The sequence below is a fragment of the Bacillus sp. B28 genome (assembly GCF_029536185.1).
Classification (GTDB): domain Bacteria; phylum Bacillota; class Bacilli; order Bacillales; family Bacillaceae; genus Bacillus; species Bacillus halotolerans.
This window is the reverse complement of sequence record NZ_CP120511.1, coordinates 3421920-3438968: the sequence shown is the minus strand read 5'-3', so window position 1 is coordinate 3438968 and position 17049 is coordinate 3421920. Positions and strand designations below refer to the sequence as shown.

Genomic DNA, 17049 nt, shown 5'->3' with positions numbered 1-17049 from the left:
GATGAAGAATCTGCAAAATGAAAGCTTTATCATTCGCTGTCTTAAAGCGGCCGCATCTCCATCGGGCGTTTGCCGTTACGGGAAAACATTCAGCTGGCTGCAGCTCACCTTTCTCTTTATGTTTTTGACGGCCTGTTTGATGGCGCCGTTTACGATTTCGTTTATGAAAATGGATCGCTTTAACGTTCAATCCTTCATGCCGTCAGCTATTCAAAAGGTCAATGATCGATTTGCTGGTCAATTACAAGGCTTTCAAATAAGAAACGGAAAACTGGCAGGCGGGAAGAGCTCTGATCGGATTGAAGATGGACAGAATTTACTGGCGGTTGATATGGAGCATGAGTTTAAGACAAGCGGTGAAAATGGGCGTTTGAAAGTAACTGGATATGATAACGCAATCATATTTCAGTCTGAGCATCTGATCATCACCGATCAAAATGGAACGGGTTTTTCTGTCCGCTATGCGAAAATGGACGCCAAGCTTAAGAATCCAAACACCCATGATGTAGAGAGTTTTATCAATGAATGGTGGCTGGCACAGTATAAGCCGATGATCATGATGCTGGCATGTGCGGTGATTTTTATGATCCAGTTTTTTCTGATTGCTGTTCTTGCGGGAGGCATGTGGATCACAAAATTATCAAACATGATCTCTATTGCGTCATTCAAGGAAGCGGCATCTATAGCGATTTGCGCATCAGCACTGCCGGCATTTGCGGCAGCTGCTGTCGGCATGGTTCATTTTGACTTGATCACTGTATTGATGATCCATTCGTGTGGCGTCACTTTGATGATCTCTTTTACATTTAGATATTTGGCCAAAACCCGCCGTTATAAAGGAGACTTACATTCGGGAGGAAAATATGATAAATCAGCGGTTATTTGAGATTGATGAATGGAAAATCAAAACTAATCATTTTCAAAAGGAACATATGCGGCTGCAGGAAAGCCTGACTTCTCTTGCAAACGGCTATATGGGAGTCAGGGGAAATTTTGAAGAAGGCTATTCAGGCGACAGTCATCAAGGCACATATATCGCAGGCGTGTGGTTCCCTGACAAAACGCGGGTAGGCTGGTGGAAAAACGGGTATCCGGAATATTTCGGAAAAGTAATCAATGCGATGAACTTTATTGGCATAGATTTATATATTGACGATAAAAAAGTCGATCTTTATCAAACTCAAATTGAATCATTTGAGTTAGAACTCAATATGAAAGAAGGAATTCTGCGGCGAAGCGCTGTTGTCCGCATTCAGGATAAAACGGTCAGAATCAGATCGGAGCGATTTCTTAGCCTTGCCGTTAAAGAGCTTTGTGCGATTCATTACGAAGCAGAGTGCCTGACGGAAGATGCTGTCATTACGCTTGTTCCTTACCTGGATGGAAATGTCGCAAATGAAGATTCTAACTACCAGGAACGATTTTGGCAGGAAGAAGCGAAAGGGGCTGGTTCTCACCGCGGCCATGTAGTGGCAAAAACGATCGAAAATCCGTTTGGAACACCTCGCTTTACTGTTTCGGCCGCAATGGCGAACGTGACTGAAGGCTTTGTCAGTAAAAGCTATAAAACAGCTGGCATGTATGCTGAGAATCGCTACAGCTACCAAACGAAGGCTTCTTTAAAAAAATTTATTATTGTCACGACTTCCCGTGATTATCTGGAGGCAGAGCTTTTATCAAAAGGCAAGGAGCTTTTGGCGGATATTCTTGAGAACGGATATGAGGAAGCAAGACGAAGGCACACTGATCAATGGAAGGAAAGATGGGCAAAAGCAGACATAGTGATTAAAGGGGATGAGGAGCTTCAGCAAGGAATCCGCTACAATATCTTTCAGTTATTCTCGACATATTACGGGGGCGATGCCCGTTTGAATATCGGGCCGAAAGGATTTACAGGCGAAAAATACGGAGGTGCCGCCTATTGGGATACTGAGGCATATGCCGTGCCGATGTATTTGGCTGCTGCCGATCCGGAAGTGACGAAACACCTGCTTTTATACCGTTATCACCATCTGGAGGCTGCCAAACGAAATGCCGCAAAATTGGGACTGAAGGGGGCGCTTTACCCGATGGTGACGTTCACAGGAGATGAATGCCACAACGAATGGGAGATCACCTTCGAAGAAATTCACCGCAACGGTGCGATTTGCTATGCGATCTGTAATTATGTCAATTATACAGGCGACCGTGACTACATGGAAGAATACGGGATAGATGTTCTCGTGGAAGTCAGCAGATTTTGGGCTGGCCGCGTTCACTTCTCGAAACGAAAAAACAAATATATGATCCACGGCGTCACAGGGCCGAATGAATATGAAAACAATGTCAACAACAATTGGTATACGAATGTAATCGCGGCTTGGACGTTGGAGTATACATTAGAAAATATTGAAAGGATTTCAGCGGAAAAACGCCGCCTTCTTGATGTGCAGGAAGAAGAACTGAAGGTGTGGAGAGATATTATCCGGCAGATGTACTATCCGTATAGTGAAGAACTGCAAATTTTCATTCAGCATGACACATTCTTGGACAAAGACCTGCGATCGGCAGCAGAATTAGATCCAACTGAGCGGCCGCTTTATCAGAATTGGTCATGGGACAAAATTCTGCGCTCCAATTTTATTAAGCAGGCAGATGTTCTTCAAGGCATTTATCTTTTTCATGACCGTTTTACAATGGAAGAAAAACGGCGAAACTTTGAATTCTATGAACCGATGACCGTTCATGAATCGAGCCTGTCGCCCTCTGTCCATGCGGTTCTCGCAGCCGAGCTCAAGATGGAAAAGAAAGCGCTCCAATTATATAAGCGTACAGCAAGGCTTGATCTTGACAACTACAATCATGACACGGAAGAAGGCCTGCACATTACATCAATGACGGGAAGCTGGCTCGCGATCGTGCAGGGCTTTGCGGGCATGCGTATCACGAATGAGACGCTGTCATTTGCTCCGTTGTTGCCGAAAGAATGGGACGGATATTCGTTCAACATCAATTATCGAAATCGCTTAATCAATGTGACGGTTGACGAAAAGAGCGCCATCTTTGAGCTTTTAAAAGGCGAGCCGCTGCACATGAAAGTTTATGAGGAACCGGTTGTGCTAACTGAACGATGTGAAAGGAGAACGCCTGATGAGTAGATGGTGGAAGGAAGCTGTCGTTTATCAAATTTACCCGCGCAGTTTTTATGATTCCAATGGAGATGGATTCGGTGATTTGCAAGGCGTGATTCAAAAGCTGGATTACATCAAAAATCTCGGGGCGGATGTGATCTGGCTCTCACCGGTGTTTGATTCCCCGCAGGATGATAACGGCTATGACATCAGCGACTACAGAAACATGTACGCAAAATTTGGGACAAATGAAGATATGTTTCAGTTAATTGATGAAGTGCATCAGCGCGGAATGAAAATCATCATGGATTTGGTTGTGAACCACACGTCGGATGAGCATGCGTGGTTTGACGAAAGCCGCAAGTCGAAGGACAATCCTTACCGGGATTATTATTTTTGGAAAGATCCAAAACCGGACGGATCTGAGCCCAATAACTGGGGATCAATCTTCTCAGGCCCGGCGTGGACGCTTGATGAACGGACGGGGCAATATTATTTGCACTACTTTTCGAAAAAGCAGCCTGATTTAAACTGGGAAAATGAAGCGGTACGCCGGGAAGTTTATGGTTTGATGAGGTTCTGGATGGATAAAGGCGTTGACGGCTGGCGGATGGATGTGATCGGCTCCATTTCCAAATACGTCGATTTTCCGGACTACGAAACAGATGACAGCCGCCGCTATATCGTCGGCTGCTATCATTCAAACGGCCCCCGCCTGCATGAGTTTATTCAAGAAATGAACCGGGAAGTACTTTCTCATTACGATTGCATGACGGTGGGAGAGGCAAACGGTTCCGATACAGAAGAGGCGAAAAAGTATACGGATGAAAGCAGACATGAGCTGAATATGATCTTTACGTTTGAACATATGGATATTGATTCGGAACCACATTCGCCAAATGGAAAATGGCAGATCAAGCCGTTTGATCTGGTCGCTTTAAAGAAGACGATGACAAGGTGGCAGAACGCGTTAATGAATGTCGGCTGGAATACCCTGTATTTTGAAAATCATGATCAGCCAAGGGTCATTTCCCGCTGGGGCAATGATGGCGAGCTGCGAAAGCAGTGTGCAAAAGCATTTGCAACGGTTCTTCACGGTATGAAAGGAACCCCGTTTATTTACCAGGGAGAAGAAATCGGCATGGTCAACAGTGATATGCCGCTGGAAATGTATGATGATCTTGAAATAAAAAATGCATACCGTGAACTGGTCATCGAAAACAAAACGATGTCAGAGAAAGATTTTCTAAAAGCCGTAACGAAAAAAGGAAGAGATCACGCGAGAACACCGATGCAATGGGATGCCGAAAAACATGCGGGATTCACAGCCGGAAACCCTTGGATAGCGGTAAATTCCCGCTATCATGAAATCAATGTGCAAGAGTCCTTGGACGATCAAGATTCGATTTTCTACTACTACCAGAAGCTTATTCAATTACGAAAGCAATATCAGATCATAATAGACGGAGATTATCAGCTGCTGCTGGAGGGTGACCCGCAAATCTTCTCTTACATCCGTGAATATCAAGGGGAAAAGCTTCTCGTCGTTGTGAATTTGTCAGAAGACAAGGCTCTGTTCGAATTGCCTCAGGAACTGATTCATGAGCGTTGGAAAGTGCTCATTTCCAACTATTCGCAGGAGAGAGCTGACATGAAGCATATTTGCCTTGAACCCTATGAAGCTATGATGGGTATCAGCATATGAAAGCGGTCATTTTTGATTTAGACGGGGTGATCACAGATACTGCTGAATATCATTTTCTCGCTTGGAAGCACATAGCAGAACAAATCGATATTCCCTTTGACCGAAGTATGAATGAAAGCCTCAAAGGAATCAGCAGAGAAAAGTCGCTTGAAAACATACTTATTTATGGCGGAGCGGAAGCAACATATACAAATGCGGAGAAACAAGATCTTCTGCACCAAAAAAACAAATATTATCAGACGTTGATCAGCAAATTGACGCCGGAAGATCTTTTGCCGGGAATCGGCAGGCTTCTTCGTGAATTAAAAGTCGAAAATATAAAAATCGGGTTAGCGTCTTCAAGTCGCAACGCCCCCGAGATTTTAAAACGTTTGGAGATTATTGATGATTTTCATGCCATTGTTGACCCGACGGCTCTTGCGAACGGGAAACCTGATCCTGAAATATTTTTAACGGCCGCGGCGCTGCTTGGCGTCTCCCCGGCTGATTGTGCGGCAGTAGAAGACGCTGAAGCGGGAATTGCCGCCATTAAATCTGCCGGAATGTTTGCGGTTGGAGTCGGCTATGAACAATCAATGCATGATGCCGATCTGATTGTAAGGCAAACTTGCGATTTGACGTTTGAGGTGCTGAATGAAGAGTGGAAGTCGTATACAATAAATCGTATTCAAAAATGAACGGAGGGAAAAGGGACTGCATTTCTGATGTTTCGTATGTATGTTTCTCTTGTTAGTGAGAGAGTTCCTTCAGCATTAAAAAACCTGCAAGAGACATGTCTCTTGCAGGTTGCGGTATTACTTTTGATCTTCTGAGTTGCGAGTCAGAATTTTGTCAATCAGGCCGTATTCAAGCGCTTCTTCAGCAGACTTGAAGTTATCGCGGTCTGTGTCGCGTTCGATCACTTCAAGAGGCTGGCCAGTACGTTCAGCAAGCACTTTGTTTAATTTGTCGCGAAGCAAGAGAATACGTTTCGCGGCAATTTCAATTTCTGTCGCTTGACCTTGAGCTCCGCCAAGAGGCTGGTGAATCATGACTTCACTGTTTGGAAGCGCATAGCGTTTGCCTTTTTCTCCGGCAGCAAGCAAGAACGCGCCCATTGACGCAGCCATACCGATACAAATTGTAGATACCTTCGGCTTAATAAACTGCATGGTATCATAGATCGCCATACCGGCTGTGATAGAGCCGCCCGGACTGTTGATGTAAATAGAAATATCTTTTTCAGGGTCTTCCGCTTCTAAGAATAAAAGCTGTGACACGATGGAGTTCGCAACGTTGTCATCAATCGCAGATCCAAGCATAATGATACGATCCTTTAATAAACGAGAATAAATGTCATACGCTCTTTCCCCGCGGTTCGTTTGTTCAATGACTGTAGGTATTAAATTCATAATGCTCCTCCTTCACCTTTTAGGTAAGTATGTAGTTACATGATACATTTTTGGTCAATAAAGGTCAAACAAAAAGCTGGCTTGACATGTAAACTCTTCTCTTTTTCCCATTTTCCCCAAAAATACAACGGTTCAAACCATCGTATGTGAGCTTCTGAAAGAAGATGATGTGTCTTCTTAAAAAAACAGACCTTTAAAATAGAGGGTTGTTATTTCGGCTGAAATACCGTATAATGAGTTATGCTGACGTTATCATCACGCAGAGAAAATATGTCAATATGCGCTCGTAGCTCAGTTGGATAGAGCGGTGGTTTCCGGTACCACGTCTGCCGGGGGTTCGAATCCCTCCGAGCGCGTCCAATAGAACAACAGGAAAGACAAGGGTTTGGCATTTTGCCGCTCTTGTCTTTTTTGTTTGTTTCCAGAAAACTTCTCGTGAGTACATAATTTTTCCTCCTGCTGGGCATCGTAGGTGATGAACAGTATTGAATTTGTTAAGGAGGAAGACAATGGGAATTTTAAGCGGTAATCCGCAAGAAGAACCGATGCATTACGGTGAGGTATTCAGTTTGTGGAGTTATGTGATGGCGGGAAATAAAATGATCGGCAATTACCAGATGTTATTGCATCATGTTGGTGATGGCGATTTAAAGAAGCTGCTTCGTGAGTCCATCGAGAAATGCCAAGATGAAATCAAACAGGTCAGCAATATCCTGAAAGAAAACGGCGTGGGGCTTCCGCCCGCTTCTCCTGAGCCGCCGGATGCAGATCTTAACGACATTCCGCCGGGCGCGCGGTTTCTCGATCCGGATGTGGCCGCATCCGCAGCTGCGCAAAATGCTGCCGGTCTTGTGACATGCAGCAAAATTATGGGACAGTCGATTCGCGAAGACATCGCGATGATGTTTGGGCAATTTCATATGACCAAGGCGGCAACAGGAGCAAAATACTTAAGGCTGCTGAAAAACAAAGGCTGGCTCATCCCGCCGCCGCTTCATCTTCATAAACACCAGGATGATGAGTGAAAAATAAAAGGCATATACAGCTTTCTGTATATGCCTTTTATGATATTAAGACGTAAGACGCAGGCCGATGACGCCGGCAAGTATCAGGCAAAGAGAAATCAGCTGAGAAAGCTGAAACCGTTCCTTAAACCAAATCAGGCTGACCGCTGTTACGCCTATGCTGCCTATACCGGTCCAGACGGCATAAGCGACGCCGGAAGGCAGAACTTGCATGGCCTGTGATAGACAGTAAAAAGATAAAGCAAATCCGGCAGTCATCACAATAATCGGCCATTTTTTCTTTGTGCCGTCTATATATTTCATGGCGATGGCAGCTATAATTTCTTCTATACCCGCAATGAATAATAAAAACCACGCCATTATTTTTCACCTCTCGGCTGAGTTTTATTTTCTTTTGTGAAAAGCTTCATTCCTAAAATACCGGCTAGCAGCAGCATCAAAAAGAAGATTTGTGCTGCTGAGAAGGATTCGCCTAAGAAGATCCCGGTCGTGTAGGTTCCGACGGTTCCAATTCCGACAAATACGGTATATGCCGCGGCCATAGGAATTTTTCGATAAGAGCGGATTAACAGTATAAAGCTTATCGCTATTAATAGAAAAACGATAATCCAATCAAAAAGCGAATCCGCATGTTTGAGGGAGGAGGCCCAAACCACTTCTAGAAGCCCTGCTATCAAAACAAGTACCCAATACAACATTAACACCTCTTTTTATGAATGAACGTCAGTCATTTTTTAGGTGTTAAAAAATGAGCGGTGTCACCCAGTCATTTTTTAAGCTTTACCTAAGCTCCGTTTTAAGAATGTGAAAATTTCTTTTTTAGATACTTCAAGGTTTTCATCTTGTTCAAACCCGATATAAAACCGTTCTGCTGTGTTCTCAACCAGATTGATGATGGTTCTTGCCGTCCACTTTGCATTGATGCCTTCAATCACATTTTGGCTGTCGATCGCCTTATTGATGATGTTCTCAAGCCAAGAATAATAAGGCTGATAAATGGTCTCCCATTTTTCCATGGAATGGTCGATGGCAAGCCCCGAGTAGCAGAGGACAATAATATCTTTATGGCGCTCTGTGATATGAAACGTCTCATCAATTAAGGTTTGTAAGACGGTCCAAAAATCTTCCTCGCCATTCAGTCTTCCTTTGATTTGTTCCAGCGTATGAGTGAGAAGGTTTTCCGCAATGGCCGGAATCAGAGCATTTTTGGATGAAAAATATAAATAAAACGTTCCTTGGGCAGTGCCGGCTTTTTTTACGATCTCTGAGATGGAGGCTTTATCGAGTCCCTTTTCAGAAATGACTTCAATCGCCGCCTGCAGAATCTTTTCATATTTTCCTGATGTTTGTTTTGGCACGAGGAACACCTCCTGTAATGACTGACTATCATTCATTTTATCTCGAGTAATGGTGTTTGTAAAGCGAAAAAAGAAGCAAGAGAAACTCCTGCTTCTTATTTATCATAATCAATCGCGGCTTTCGGGAGCCCGGTATACTTTGCCCAATAGTAAATCGCAAGCGAGCCGATGGCAACCAATATGAGATCGACGGGATTGCTGATAATGCCTAAGCCATGCCCGAAGGAGCCGATATAGGAAAAAATCAGCATCATGACATAAAATCCGACGAGCCACCAGGCTGATTTCAGCTGCTGGGCCAGGCTGACGTCTTCTTTAGGCGCGTATTTGCTGAAGCAGAGATAGATCAAAAACATGACGAGCTGTGAGCCGAGAAGCCAGGAAACGGTTGTCCATCCTGACCAGTACACAATAAACGCCGTAAAAATAAATGAAAGCGGCCCGATGATGCTCATTCCTTTTAAATAAAACGGCCTGTTTAAGTCCTTCGCATTTACTCTCAGTGCGGCTGAACAAATTGGTGCAATCGCATAAGAAAGGATGAGAGCGACAGAACAGACATTGACGAGCGCGTTCCACGAAGGGAAGGGGAGCGTCCAGAAAATCGACATGGCAAATGAAAGCCAGAGTGAAGCACGGGGTGTTCCCGTTTCTTGATTGACCTTTGAAAATATGCCAAATAATGTGCCGTTCCGCGCCCAGGCGTAAACGAGGCGAGATGTCGTATTCATAAAAATATTCCCGTTTCCTCCCGGAGACAGAATGGCGTCTAAAATGACAAGCGTTGCAAGCCATCCTAAACCGAGCATGACCGCAATGTCTTTAAACGGCAATGAAAACTCACGGCCGATTGCCGGCCAGCCGTTTTTCAGCGTTTCTGTCGGAATCGCACCGATAAAGGTGATTTGCAAAATTGTGTAAATAATGGTTGAAACGATAATACAGATAATTAAAGCGATCGGGATATTGCGTTTCGGATTTTGCACCTCACCGGCAACAGACACAATAGGGTGCAGCCCGAGATATGCAAACATGACACCCCCCGTCGAAATGGCGGCCTGTATGCCTGTAAAACCAAAAGGCGCAAACCCTTCAACCGATAAGTTTCCCGGCTGAAAATGAAAAATCAGCACAATAATGATCGTGACCGGTACGATATATTTAAAAATAGAAATAATGAAATTGGCCTTTGCAAAGGTTTTAACGCTCCAATAATTCAGCAGGAAAAACAAGCAGAGCAAGGCAAACTGCAAAATCCAGCCTGCAATGGTCGGTGAGTCAGAGCCCTCTTTGGTCAGGCCCGGAAACCAATAGGCCACATATTGCCGGACGGCTGTGACTTCAATCGAAATCAGGCTTGTGTAAGCGACAATTGTGACAAATGAAATTAAATAGCCGACCAAATGGCCGTGTGAATAGACCGGATACCTGATGATGCCTCCAGTGCGGGGCAAAGCGGCTCCGAGTTCTGCGTACACCAGTCCGATTAACAGAATAATGACTCCTCCGATAATCCAGGAAAAAGCGCCGGAGGGTCCTGCTTTTGAAGCGACATTACTGACAGCGAACAGCCATGCTGATCCAAAGATCGCTCCCATCCCGATCAGAATCAGATCAAACAGCGACATCGATTTTTGAAAATTTCCTTGTTTAGACATCCGCTTCCTCCTTAGAAACAAGCCTTATATTTCTTACAATGCCCAATATGAAACAGAGAATACCGTTCTGAATAAAAAACAGGCGCAGCCCGCGCTGCACCTGTTTTTATTCATGAATCGAATCAAAGTGTTTCACTGTTATATTTTTGAAGGAGGCTGTGCCGCCATCAGAAAAAAGGGTAATACCTTTATCTTCAGGCTTTGGGAAGACTTCATTTGAAAAAACGGTTTTCCCGTCGTCAACAAATACCTCTATCGTTGTTTTATCGACAAGTATTTTCAAATGCACCTTACGTTTGCTTACATCATAAGGAGCTTTGCTTTCGACATAGGTATTGCTTTTGTCAGGCTGATTTGTGGCTGCTCTATTGACATATGCATAGCCGCCTTCAGCGAAAATGCCGACATCAATATGGCGTTTTTGGTCTTCTGATTCTCTGAGCCTGACGCCTGCATTCTTTAGCTCTGACCAAGAAAGATCCGTATCAAGCTGGTACGTATCACCTGTTATCGACAGAGTTTTTGATCCGTTCACATCCTGATCCTCTATTTCGTCAGTTGAAACAGTCAGCTGCTCCAAAGCTTCAATCGGCTGTGAGACGAGGCTGTATGTTCCGTCCTGCTCCTGCAGCCGGAGTTCGCGTATGACAGAATCTGTGCCGTTAAAGCCGTTCTTCATTGTCGGGGTGTTGTTGGCATAATCCCAATTGTTCATCCAGGCAAGCGCATACCGCTTTTCTAATGGATCTGTGCTTTTGCTGTCTTCGAACGTCACACCGCCGTACCAGTCGAAGCCATAGTCAAGCCATTGGGCTTCAGTCTGATCCGCTGTAAATTCTTTTCCGTCGAAGCTACCGGTCCAGTAGGCGTACGTATTTGGTTTGCCCCACGGTTTACCGTTCGCGCTCGCACCGAGAACCCATTTATTCGTTCCGTCGCTTGCCCGCATCATGTAGAGGTCAGGACATTCGACCATTCCCGCCTGCTCTGGGAAGAATCCGCTTGTGTAATGCCAGTCCTTAAGATTATCGGATTCATAAAAGCCGATTTTTGATCCTTCAGCCATGACCATGACCCATTTGTTATCCTGATCATCCCATATCACTTTCGGATCTCTAAAATCGTCTGTGCCCGGATTAGGCATAACGGGGTTGCCACTGTAGAATTTGAATGATTTTCCTTTGTCTGTGCTGTACCACAAATATTGTTCCTGTTTTTTGTCTTTGGCTGAGGGCTGTGTCACAATCGCGACAAGCGCATTTTTCCCGAAGCCGGCTGTGTTCTCTTTATCCACCACGACGGAACCGGTCCAAATATCACCGTCCGGGTTTGTATATTTCGGAATCGCCACGCCTTCATCTGTCCAGTGCACCAAATCGTCTGATACGGCATGGCGCCATTCTGTCCCGTTGCCTTTTGGGTAATCCCGGTTATATAGATAAAAATAATGATACTTGCCATCAAAATAGATCGGTTTTTGAGGGTCATTTTTCCATTTATCCGGCGTTGTAAAATGATATGCCGCCCGGTAGTCCGGCTTCTGTGTTGATTTTGTTTTTTGGTCATGTCCTTCTTTTGGAAATAAGTCGATAAACAGCAATATTCCTAAAAAGCTTAGGAATACGGTTAGCCATTTGCCTGCTTTTTTATAGTTCATATGGGATTCACCTTTATGATGTTGATAAGAAATAAAAGAAAATGCCAATAGGATATCGGCATTTTCTTTTGCGTTTTTATTTGTTAACTGTTAATTGTCCTTGTTCAAGGATGCTGTTTTTCACCACAGATGTCTTTTTGCCTTTGATGTTCAGTAAGAAGCTTGGCGCAAACGTTGCCTGTTTGTCTGCGTAGAAGCCTCTGTTTGTCATGTAGCTTGTAATCACGACATTGTTTCCTTTCGCTTGAGGCACAGCGAAGTGTGAGTAAGTAAAGGTCACATCGTTAGGATCAAGGTCCATTTTTAACACAAGGCCTGTTTTGTTCAGCGGCTTGTATGGGCCAGTTAAAGAATTAGAAACATAGCCAAGCATGTAAATATCGTTAGAAGTGATGCCGTCAATCGTCATTTTTGACCCGCGGGAGTCAGTGAACAGATACCATTTGCCGTTCATTTTGAAGACATTCGCACGTTCGATTTCGTCAGTTACTGTGTTAGATGTGATCAGCGGCTTCATGACTTTCTTCAGTGTGTAGTCATCGTTAAGCTCAATGATGCCAAGTGCGCCGTTAGCTAATTCAGCAGTGCGTTTTTTATCGCTTTGCAGAAGTTTTTGACTTTCTTGACGGAAGAATGATGTGCTTTTGCCATAGTAAGCTTTGTTGAATAAAGATTCTTCGCCTTGGTAGCCGTCTTCAGTTCCTGTGTTCGCTTCAAATACTAGGTATTTGCGGCCGTGATCTTCCACATAGTGAGGGTCTCTCAGCGTATGGTTATCTCCTGAACTATAGTTGCCCTCATCAATGAATTGCTGAACATTTTGATATGTTTTGCCGTCGCCATCAAAAATGGACTTGTGATCTTCTACACCGTTAATCGTAAGAGAACTGTCTGAAGTTGACACGTTAACCTGTGCAGTTGTCAGTGTTTGTTTGCCGTAATGTTTACCGGAAAAGTCAGTGTAGAATAAACGGATTTTGCCGTCAGATGTAAATGTAGCTGATCCTGACCATTCTTGTGTCTGATCTTTTAAGATGGGATCATTTGCATCAAACTTGTCACTGTCTTTAAAGACACGGCCTGCGTTCTTCCAGCTGTCAATGGAAGTCTCGCCAACTTTTTGATAGAACATGTAAATCGATGTGTCATCCGCGTTTTTAGGGTCTCCGGCTAATGCAAAGACAACATGGTAGCCATGGTAGTTTGCGACTGTGCCGTCAGCGTTTTGCAATGGCCAGCTGTCCCACACGTCCAAGCCTTTTGCGGAAGAGATGTTTTTAATCTTCGATTGGTCAAATTCAGGCACCTGATATTTTTCATTCTTTTGCTGTTCAGGGATTTGCAGCATGTCGTGGCGGGTAATATGGGAAATGCCGTACGTTTCTTTATACGGTTTGTGATCTGCTTCTTTCGCAAACGCTTGAGTCGCGCCTCCTGCCAGCAGTGCGGTTGTAAAGGTTAATACTGTTGCTTGTTTGGCAAACTTTTTGATGTTCATCGTTCTTGTCTCCTTTTTTATGTACTGTGTTAGCGGTCTGCTTTCTTCCAGCCCTCCTGTTGATAATGGCAAGTCGATTACGTGCAATAAAAAAAGACCTAAAATATGTAAAGGGATGACGTCAAAGAATACACTTTGCCCTTAACACATTTTAGGTCTTGCCTGCTTTATCAGTAACAAACCTGCGTAATTTGCTTTTCAACATTATTCTATTAGACACTGAATCTTATTTCAACGGGTCTATTTTCCTCTTTTGTTTGATAGAAAATGAATAAAAAGAATTTAAGAGTACAGGTCTTATGGACTAATCCGGCTGATTGTTTCTTTACATCTTCTATAGGTTATAACAAGCTTTCGCATGGGCACAAAGTTCCTTTTTATCCGGCCTATCCGAACAACAAAAAAGTGATAAAGAAATGTAAATTCATAAATCATTCACAATATGTGACAGTATAAATAAAGCCATTTTAGCTTCATAAGGGAAGGAATGATAATAAAAAAAGATTTTAAACGGTGATCCTTTTTCTTCTATAATATAAGGATTGACTTATATAATCGGTGAGTTATACAATGAACGCGGAAGGGAGCTGATGCTTTCATGAAGCATGCCTTGACATCTGCTGAAATCAGTCACTGCCTGAAGCTTCTTCATGATCAAACCAGGCTTTTGATCATGAAGAAGCTGGAGGAAAAAGCATACTGTGTCTGCCAGTTTGTCGATATGTTTGACGTGAGCCAGCCAGCTATCAGCCAGCATTTACGGAAGCTGAAACAGGCTGGATTTGTGAATGAAGAGAAAAAGGGACAGTGGCGGTTTTATTCAATTAATTCGGCTTGTCCTGAATATGGATTGATTCAATCGATTCTTGGTCACATCAGCTCAGATGATGACGTGTTGCAGTCTATTCAGAAAAAAGAAACTCAAGTTTCTTGTAAGTAGGAGGTTCTCGTTTGAGTTCAGCAGTTTTAGCAGCAATGATCTTTATCCTTACACTTATTTTTGTTATTTGGCAGCCGAAAAATCTGTCTATTGGCTGGTCAGCCTGCGGGGGAGCGGTTTTGGCTTTGCTTGCGGGGGTTGTGAGCGTAAAGGATGTGGCGGACGTTACCGGCATTGTATGGAATGCGACTCTGGCGTTTGTGGCGATCATTCTCATCTCGCTCATTTTAGACCACATTGGCTTTTTCGAATGGGCTGCTTTGCATATGGCGAAGGCGGCTAAAGGCAGCGGCCTGCGTATGTTTATTTATATTTCCGTTTTAGGCGCCGTCGTGGCGGCGTTTTTTGCCAATGACGGTGCGGCGCTTATTTTAACGCCGATTGTGCTTGCGATGATGCGGGCTTTGCGTTTTGAAGAAAAGCTGGTGTTCCCATTTATTATCGCGAGCGGGTTTATCGCTGATACAACATCGCTTCCGCTTGTGGTCAGCAATTTGGTGAATATCGTGTCGGCCGATTTCTTTCACGTCGGGTTCATTGAATATGCGGCACGGATGATTGTCCCGAATCTCTTTTCGCTTGCGGCAAGTATACTCGTCTTATACTTATTTTTCAGAAAAGGGATTCCGAAACATTATGATCTCAGTCAGGTGAAGAAACCGGCTGACGCCATTAAAGATATAAACATGTTCCGTATGTCATGGCTTGTGCTGGCCATGTTATTAATCGGTTATTTTGTAAGCGAAATATGGTCCATCCCCGTATCCTTCATCGCCGGTGCGGTGGCTGTTTTCTTTCTTATTATGGCGAAGAACAGCCCGGCCGTTCATACGAAGCAGGTGGTCAAAGGGGCACCATGGGCGATTGTGTTTTTTTCCATTGGGATGTATGTCGTCGTGTACGGGTTAAGAAACGCCGGCTTAACAGACCTTCTGTCCAGCCTTATACAGGCAGCCGCGGATCAGGGGCTGTTGGCGGGAACCATGGGAATGGGCTTTATCGCGGCTATTTTATCATCGGTAATGAATAACATGCCGACCGTCATGATTGATGCTATTGCGATAGCCGGTACGGATACACAAGGAATGATGAAAGAAGCCTTAATTTATGCAAATGTCATCGGTTCTGATCTGGGGCCGAAAATCACGCCGATTGGGTCGCTGGCGACGCTGTTATGGCTTCATGTTCTCGCGCAAAAAGGAGTGAAAATCTCTTGGGGGACATACGTGAAAACAGGGGTGATTCTGACTGTTCCGACCCTGCTGATGACTCTTTTCGGCCTTTATATCTGGTTATTGATCATTCACTAAAACATCTGGGAGATGAACAAACATGTCTAAAAAAACCATCTTCTTTTTATGCACAGGCAACTCCTGCCGCAGCCAAATGGCTGAAGGCTGGGCGAAACAATATCTGGAAGATGAATGGAATGTATACAGCGCGGGAATCGAAGCGCACGGGCTCAATCCGAATGCTGTAAAAGCGATGAAGGAAGCGGGGATCGACATTTCCGGACAAACATCAGATATCATCGATCCGGCTATTTTAAACAGTGCTGATCTTGTCGTGACGCTTTGCGGGGACGCGGCTGATAAATGCCCGGTGACGCCGCCTCACGTCAAGCGCGAGCACTGGGGCTTTGATGATCCTGCAAAAGCGGAAGGATCGGAAGCGGAAAAATGGGTGTTCTTTCAGCGAGTTCGTGACGAAATCGGCGAGCGGCTCAAGCGCTTTGCGGAAACAGGTAAATAAGTTGGAAAAGCCGGGAGGATGGTCTCCCGGCTTTTTTGTGGCTCTCATCGCGGTGATGATGATGGCTGTACCCCAGGTAGGGGATACCAAACGATATTGCCATTGGTAATTCTCGTAATCGCAATTTAAAATATGGATTGATCTTCTATCTTTTTTATGGTCTTGTAATAGAAGCGGTAATCCGTTTTGGAACTAGCAGCTTTCATTTTTGTTTTTGAGTTTAGTCGGGCAGATACCGTTTCAAAGCCTGTAAGGATCAATATAATAATGTATTGCGAAAGCAAACAAATGATAGAAGCGAAAGAAAACGTATAAGGAGGAATAAGTCAATGCCGCCAAGGCCAACGAAATGGATTAAGAGAAACGATCGACCGGAACCCCTTTTATCACCAAGTGTTATGCAAGGCAGAAATGGAAATACCCCATCCACTCAACAAAACCAGCTCTTCGCACCAATTACATCAGATACGAACCAGCCTATTTCTGCTTTCAGAGCCACCAGCAATGCGAATCTGTCAGTGGCTGCAAATGCAGCTAGCGGAGTCCGATTTCAAAATGTACAATTTGATTTGGCGAATGAATATAACCCCAACACATCTACATTTTCACCGAGAACAGCAGGCGTATATTCTTTAAATGCATCAGTTGAGTTTCAAACGAATGCGATTGTTGACTTCAACTTAGAAGTCGTATTTCTCGTGAATCAAGATGTGATAGGCGGAAATAGCCAATTTCAAGCAGGAAATCTTCCGGCAGTCGTAGCCATTACGGAAATTCTTCAGTTAAACGCCGGAGATACGGTGACAGTTGCAATGAGAAGTACTGCCGCAGGATTCATTCAAGCGACTCCGAGAACCCGTTTTGCAGCCGCCAGAGTTCCTTCTCCGACTGCGTAAAAAGGAGATTTTGATTCAATGTACATCTAAAGTTGATTTTTCCTGTTAGAGGATTGATC

The 17049-nt window shown here is 44.2% G+C and carries 16 protein-coding genes and 1 tRNA gene; 10 read left to right on the top strand and 7 right to left on the bottom strand.

Going from position 1 to position 17049, the window contains the following annotated elements:
• The first annotated feature begins 1 nt into the window (after position 1).
• The 4 genes from P3L57_RS17170 to pgmB are packed head-to-tail and all read left to right on the top strand — an operon-like array spanning position 2 to position 5492.
• Positions 2-886, top strand: a complete 885-nt coding sequence (locus P3L57_RS17170) for a DUF1189 domain-containing protein (RefSeq protein WP_069486878.1) — start codon at positions 2-4, stop codon at positions 884-886.
• Positions 864-3137, top strand: a complete 2274-nt coding sequence (locus tag P3L57_RS17165; RefSeq protein WP_069486879.1) for a glycoside hydrolase family 65 protein — start codon at positions 864-866, stop codon at positions 3135-3137. The genes P3L57_RS17170 and P3L57_RS17165 overlap by 23 nt, the downstream gene beginning before the upstream one ends.
• A complete protein-coding gene (locus P3L57_RS17160; protein WP_069486880.1) occupies positions 3130-4815 on the top strand; it encodes a glycoside hydrolase family 13 protein in 1686 nt (561 codons plus the stop codon). The genes P3L57_RS17165 and P3L57_RS17160 overlap by 8 nt, the downstream gene beginning before the upstream one ends.
• Positions 4812-5492, top strand: a complete 681-nt coding sequence (pgmB, locus tag P3L57_RS17155) for a beta-phosphoglucomutase (RefSeq protein ID WP_044159267.1) — start codon at positions 4812-4814, stop codon at positions 5490-5492. The genes P3L57_RS17160 and pgmB overlap by 4 nt, the downstream gene beginning before the upstream one ends.
• A 117-nt stretch (positions 5493-5609) precedes the next feature.
• Here the strand turns inward: pgmB and clpP are convergent, their stop codons facing one another.
• Positions 5610-6206, bottom strand: a complete 597-nt coding sequence (clpP, locus tag P3L57_RS17150) for an ATP-dependent Clp endopeptidase proteolytic subunit ClpP (protein WP_044159265.1) — start codon at positions 6204-6206, stop codon at positions 5610-5612.
• A 280-nt stretch (positions 6207-6486) separates the two neighbouring features.
• Between clpP and P3L57_RS17145 the strand changes: the two genes are divergently transcribed.
• Together P3L57_RS17145 and P3L57_RS17140 are read left to right on the top strand one after the other, a co-directional pair.
• Positions 6487-6562, top strand: a tRNA-Arg gene (locus P3L57_RS17145).
• Between the two features lie 153 nt (positions 6563-6715).
• The gene (locus P3L57_RS17140; RefSeq protein WP_024122953.1) at positions 6716-7231 is read left to right on the top strand and encodes a DUF3231 family protein; all 516 of its coding nucleotides are present in this window, start codon (positions 6716-6718) and stop codon (positions 7229-7231) included.
• 45 nt (positions 7232-7276) lie between these two features.
• Here the strand turns inward: P3L57_RS17140 and P3L57_RS17135 are convergent, their stop codons facing one another.
• From P3L57_RS17135 to sacB, 6 genes are all read right to left on the bottom strand, one after another.
• A complete protein-coding gene (locus P3L57_RS17135; protein ID WP_024122952.1) occupies positions 7277-7591 on the bottom strand; it encodes a DMT family transporter in 315 nt (104 codons plus the stop codon).
• The gene (locus P3L57_RS17130; protein WP_044160350.1) at positions 7591-7926 is read right to left on the bottom strand and encodes a DMT family transporter; all 336 of its coding nucleotides are present in this window, start codon (positions 7924-7926) and stop codon (positions 7591-7593) included. Before P3L57_RS17130 ends, P3L57_RS17135 begins: the two co-directional genes overlap by 1 nt.
• Positions 7927-8004: 78 nt before the next feature.
• Positions 8005-8589 (bottom strand): TetR/AcrR family transcriptional regulator, encoded by a 585-nt coding sequence (locus P3L57_RS17125; protein WP_044159262.1) that lies wholly within the window; start codon positions 8587-8589, stop codon positions 8005-8007.
• 95 nt (positions 8590-8684) lie between these two features.
• Positions 8685-10247 (bottom strand): aspartate/proton symporter AspP, encoded by a 1563-nt coding sequence (gene aspP / locus P3L57_RS17120; RefSeq protein ID WP_069486881.1) that lies wholly within the window; start codon positions 10245-10247, stop codon positions 8685-8687.
• A gap of 106 nt (positions 10248-10353) precedes the next feature.
• The gene (gene levB / locus P3L57_RS17115) at positions 10354-11904 is read right to left on the bottom strand and encodes a 2,6-beta-fructan 6-levanbiohydrolase (RefSeq protein WP_044159257.1); all 1551 of its coding nucleotides are present in this window, start codon (positions 11902-11904) and stop codon (positions 10354-10356) included.
• Between the two features lie 76 nt (positions 11905-11980).
• Positions 11981-13402, bottom strand: a complete 1422-nt coding sequence (gene sacB / locus P3L57_RS17110; RefSeq protein WP_069486882.1) for a levansucrase — start codon at positions 13400-13402, stop codon at positions 11981-11983.
• Between the two features lie 598 nt (positions 13403-14000).
• On the opposite strand from sacB, the gene P3L57_RS17105 reads away from it, so the two are divergent.
• The 4 genes from P3L57_RS17105 (at position 14001) to P3L57_RS17090 (ending at position 16990) form a co-directional block, all read left to right on the top strand.
• The gene (locus P3L57_RS17105) at positions 14001-14342 is read left to right on the top strand and encodes an ArsR/SmtB family transcription factor (protein WP_069486883.1); all 342 of its coding nucleotides are present in this window, start codon (positions 14001-14003) and stop codon (positions 14340-14342) included.
• Between the two features lie 11 nt (positions 14343-14353).
• Positions 14354-15652, top strand: coding sequence for an arsenic transporter (locus P3L57_RS17100; protein ID WP_069486884.1), 1299 nt, complete (start codon positions 14354-14356; stop codon positions 15650-15652).
• A 22-nt stretch (positions 15653-15674) separates the two neighbouring features.
• Complete coding sequence (arsC, locus tag P3L57_RS17095) at positions 15675-16094, top strand: arsenate reductase (thioredoxin) (protein ID WP_059292493.1); 420 nt, start codon at positions 15675-15677, stop codon at positions 16092-16094.
• Positions 16095-16423: 329 nt separating this feature from the next.
• Complete coding sequence (locus tag P3L57_RS17090) at positions 16424-16990, top strand: C1q-like domain-containing protein (protein WP_024122943.1); 567 nt, start codon at positions 16424-16426, stop codon at positions 16988-16990.
• Positions 16991-17049 lie beyond the last annotated feature (59 nt).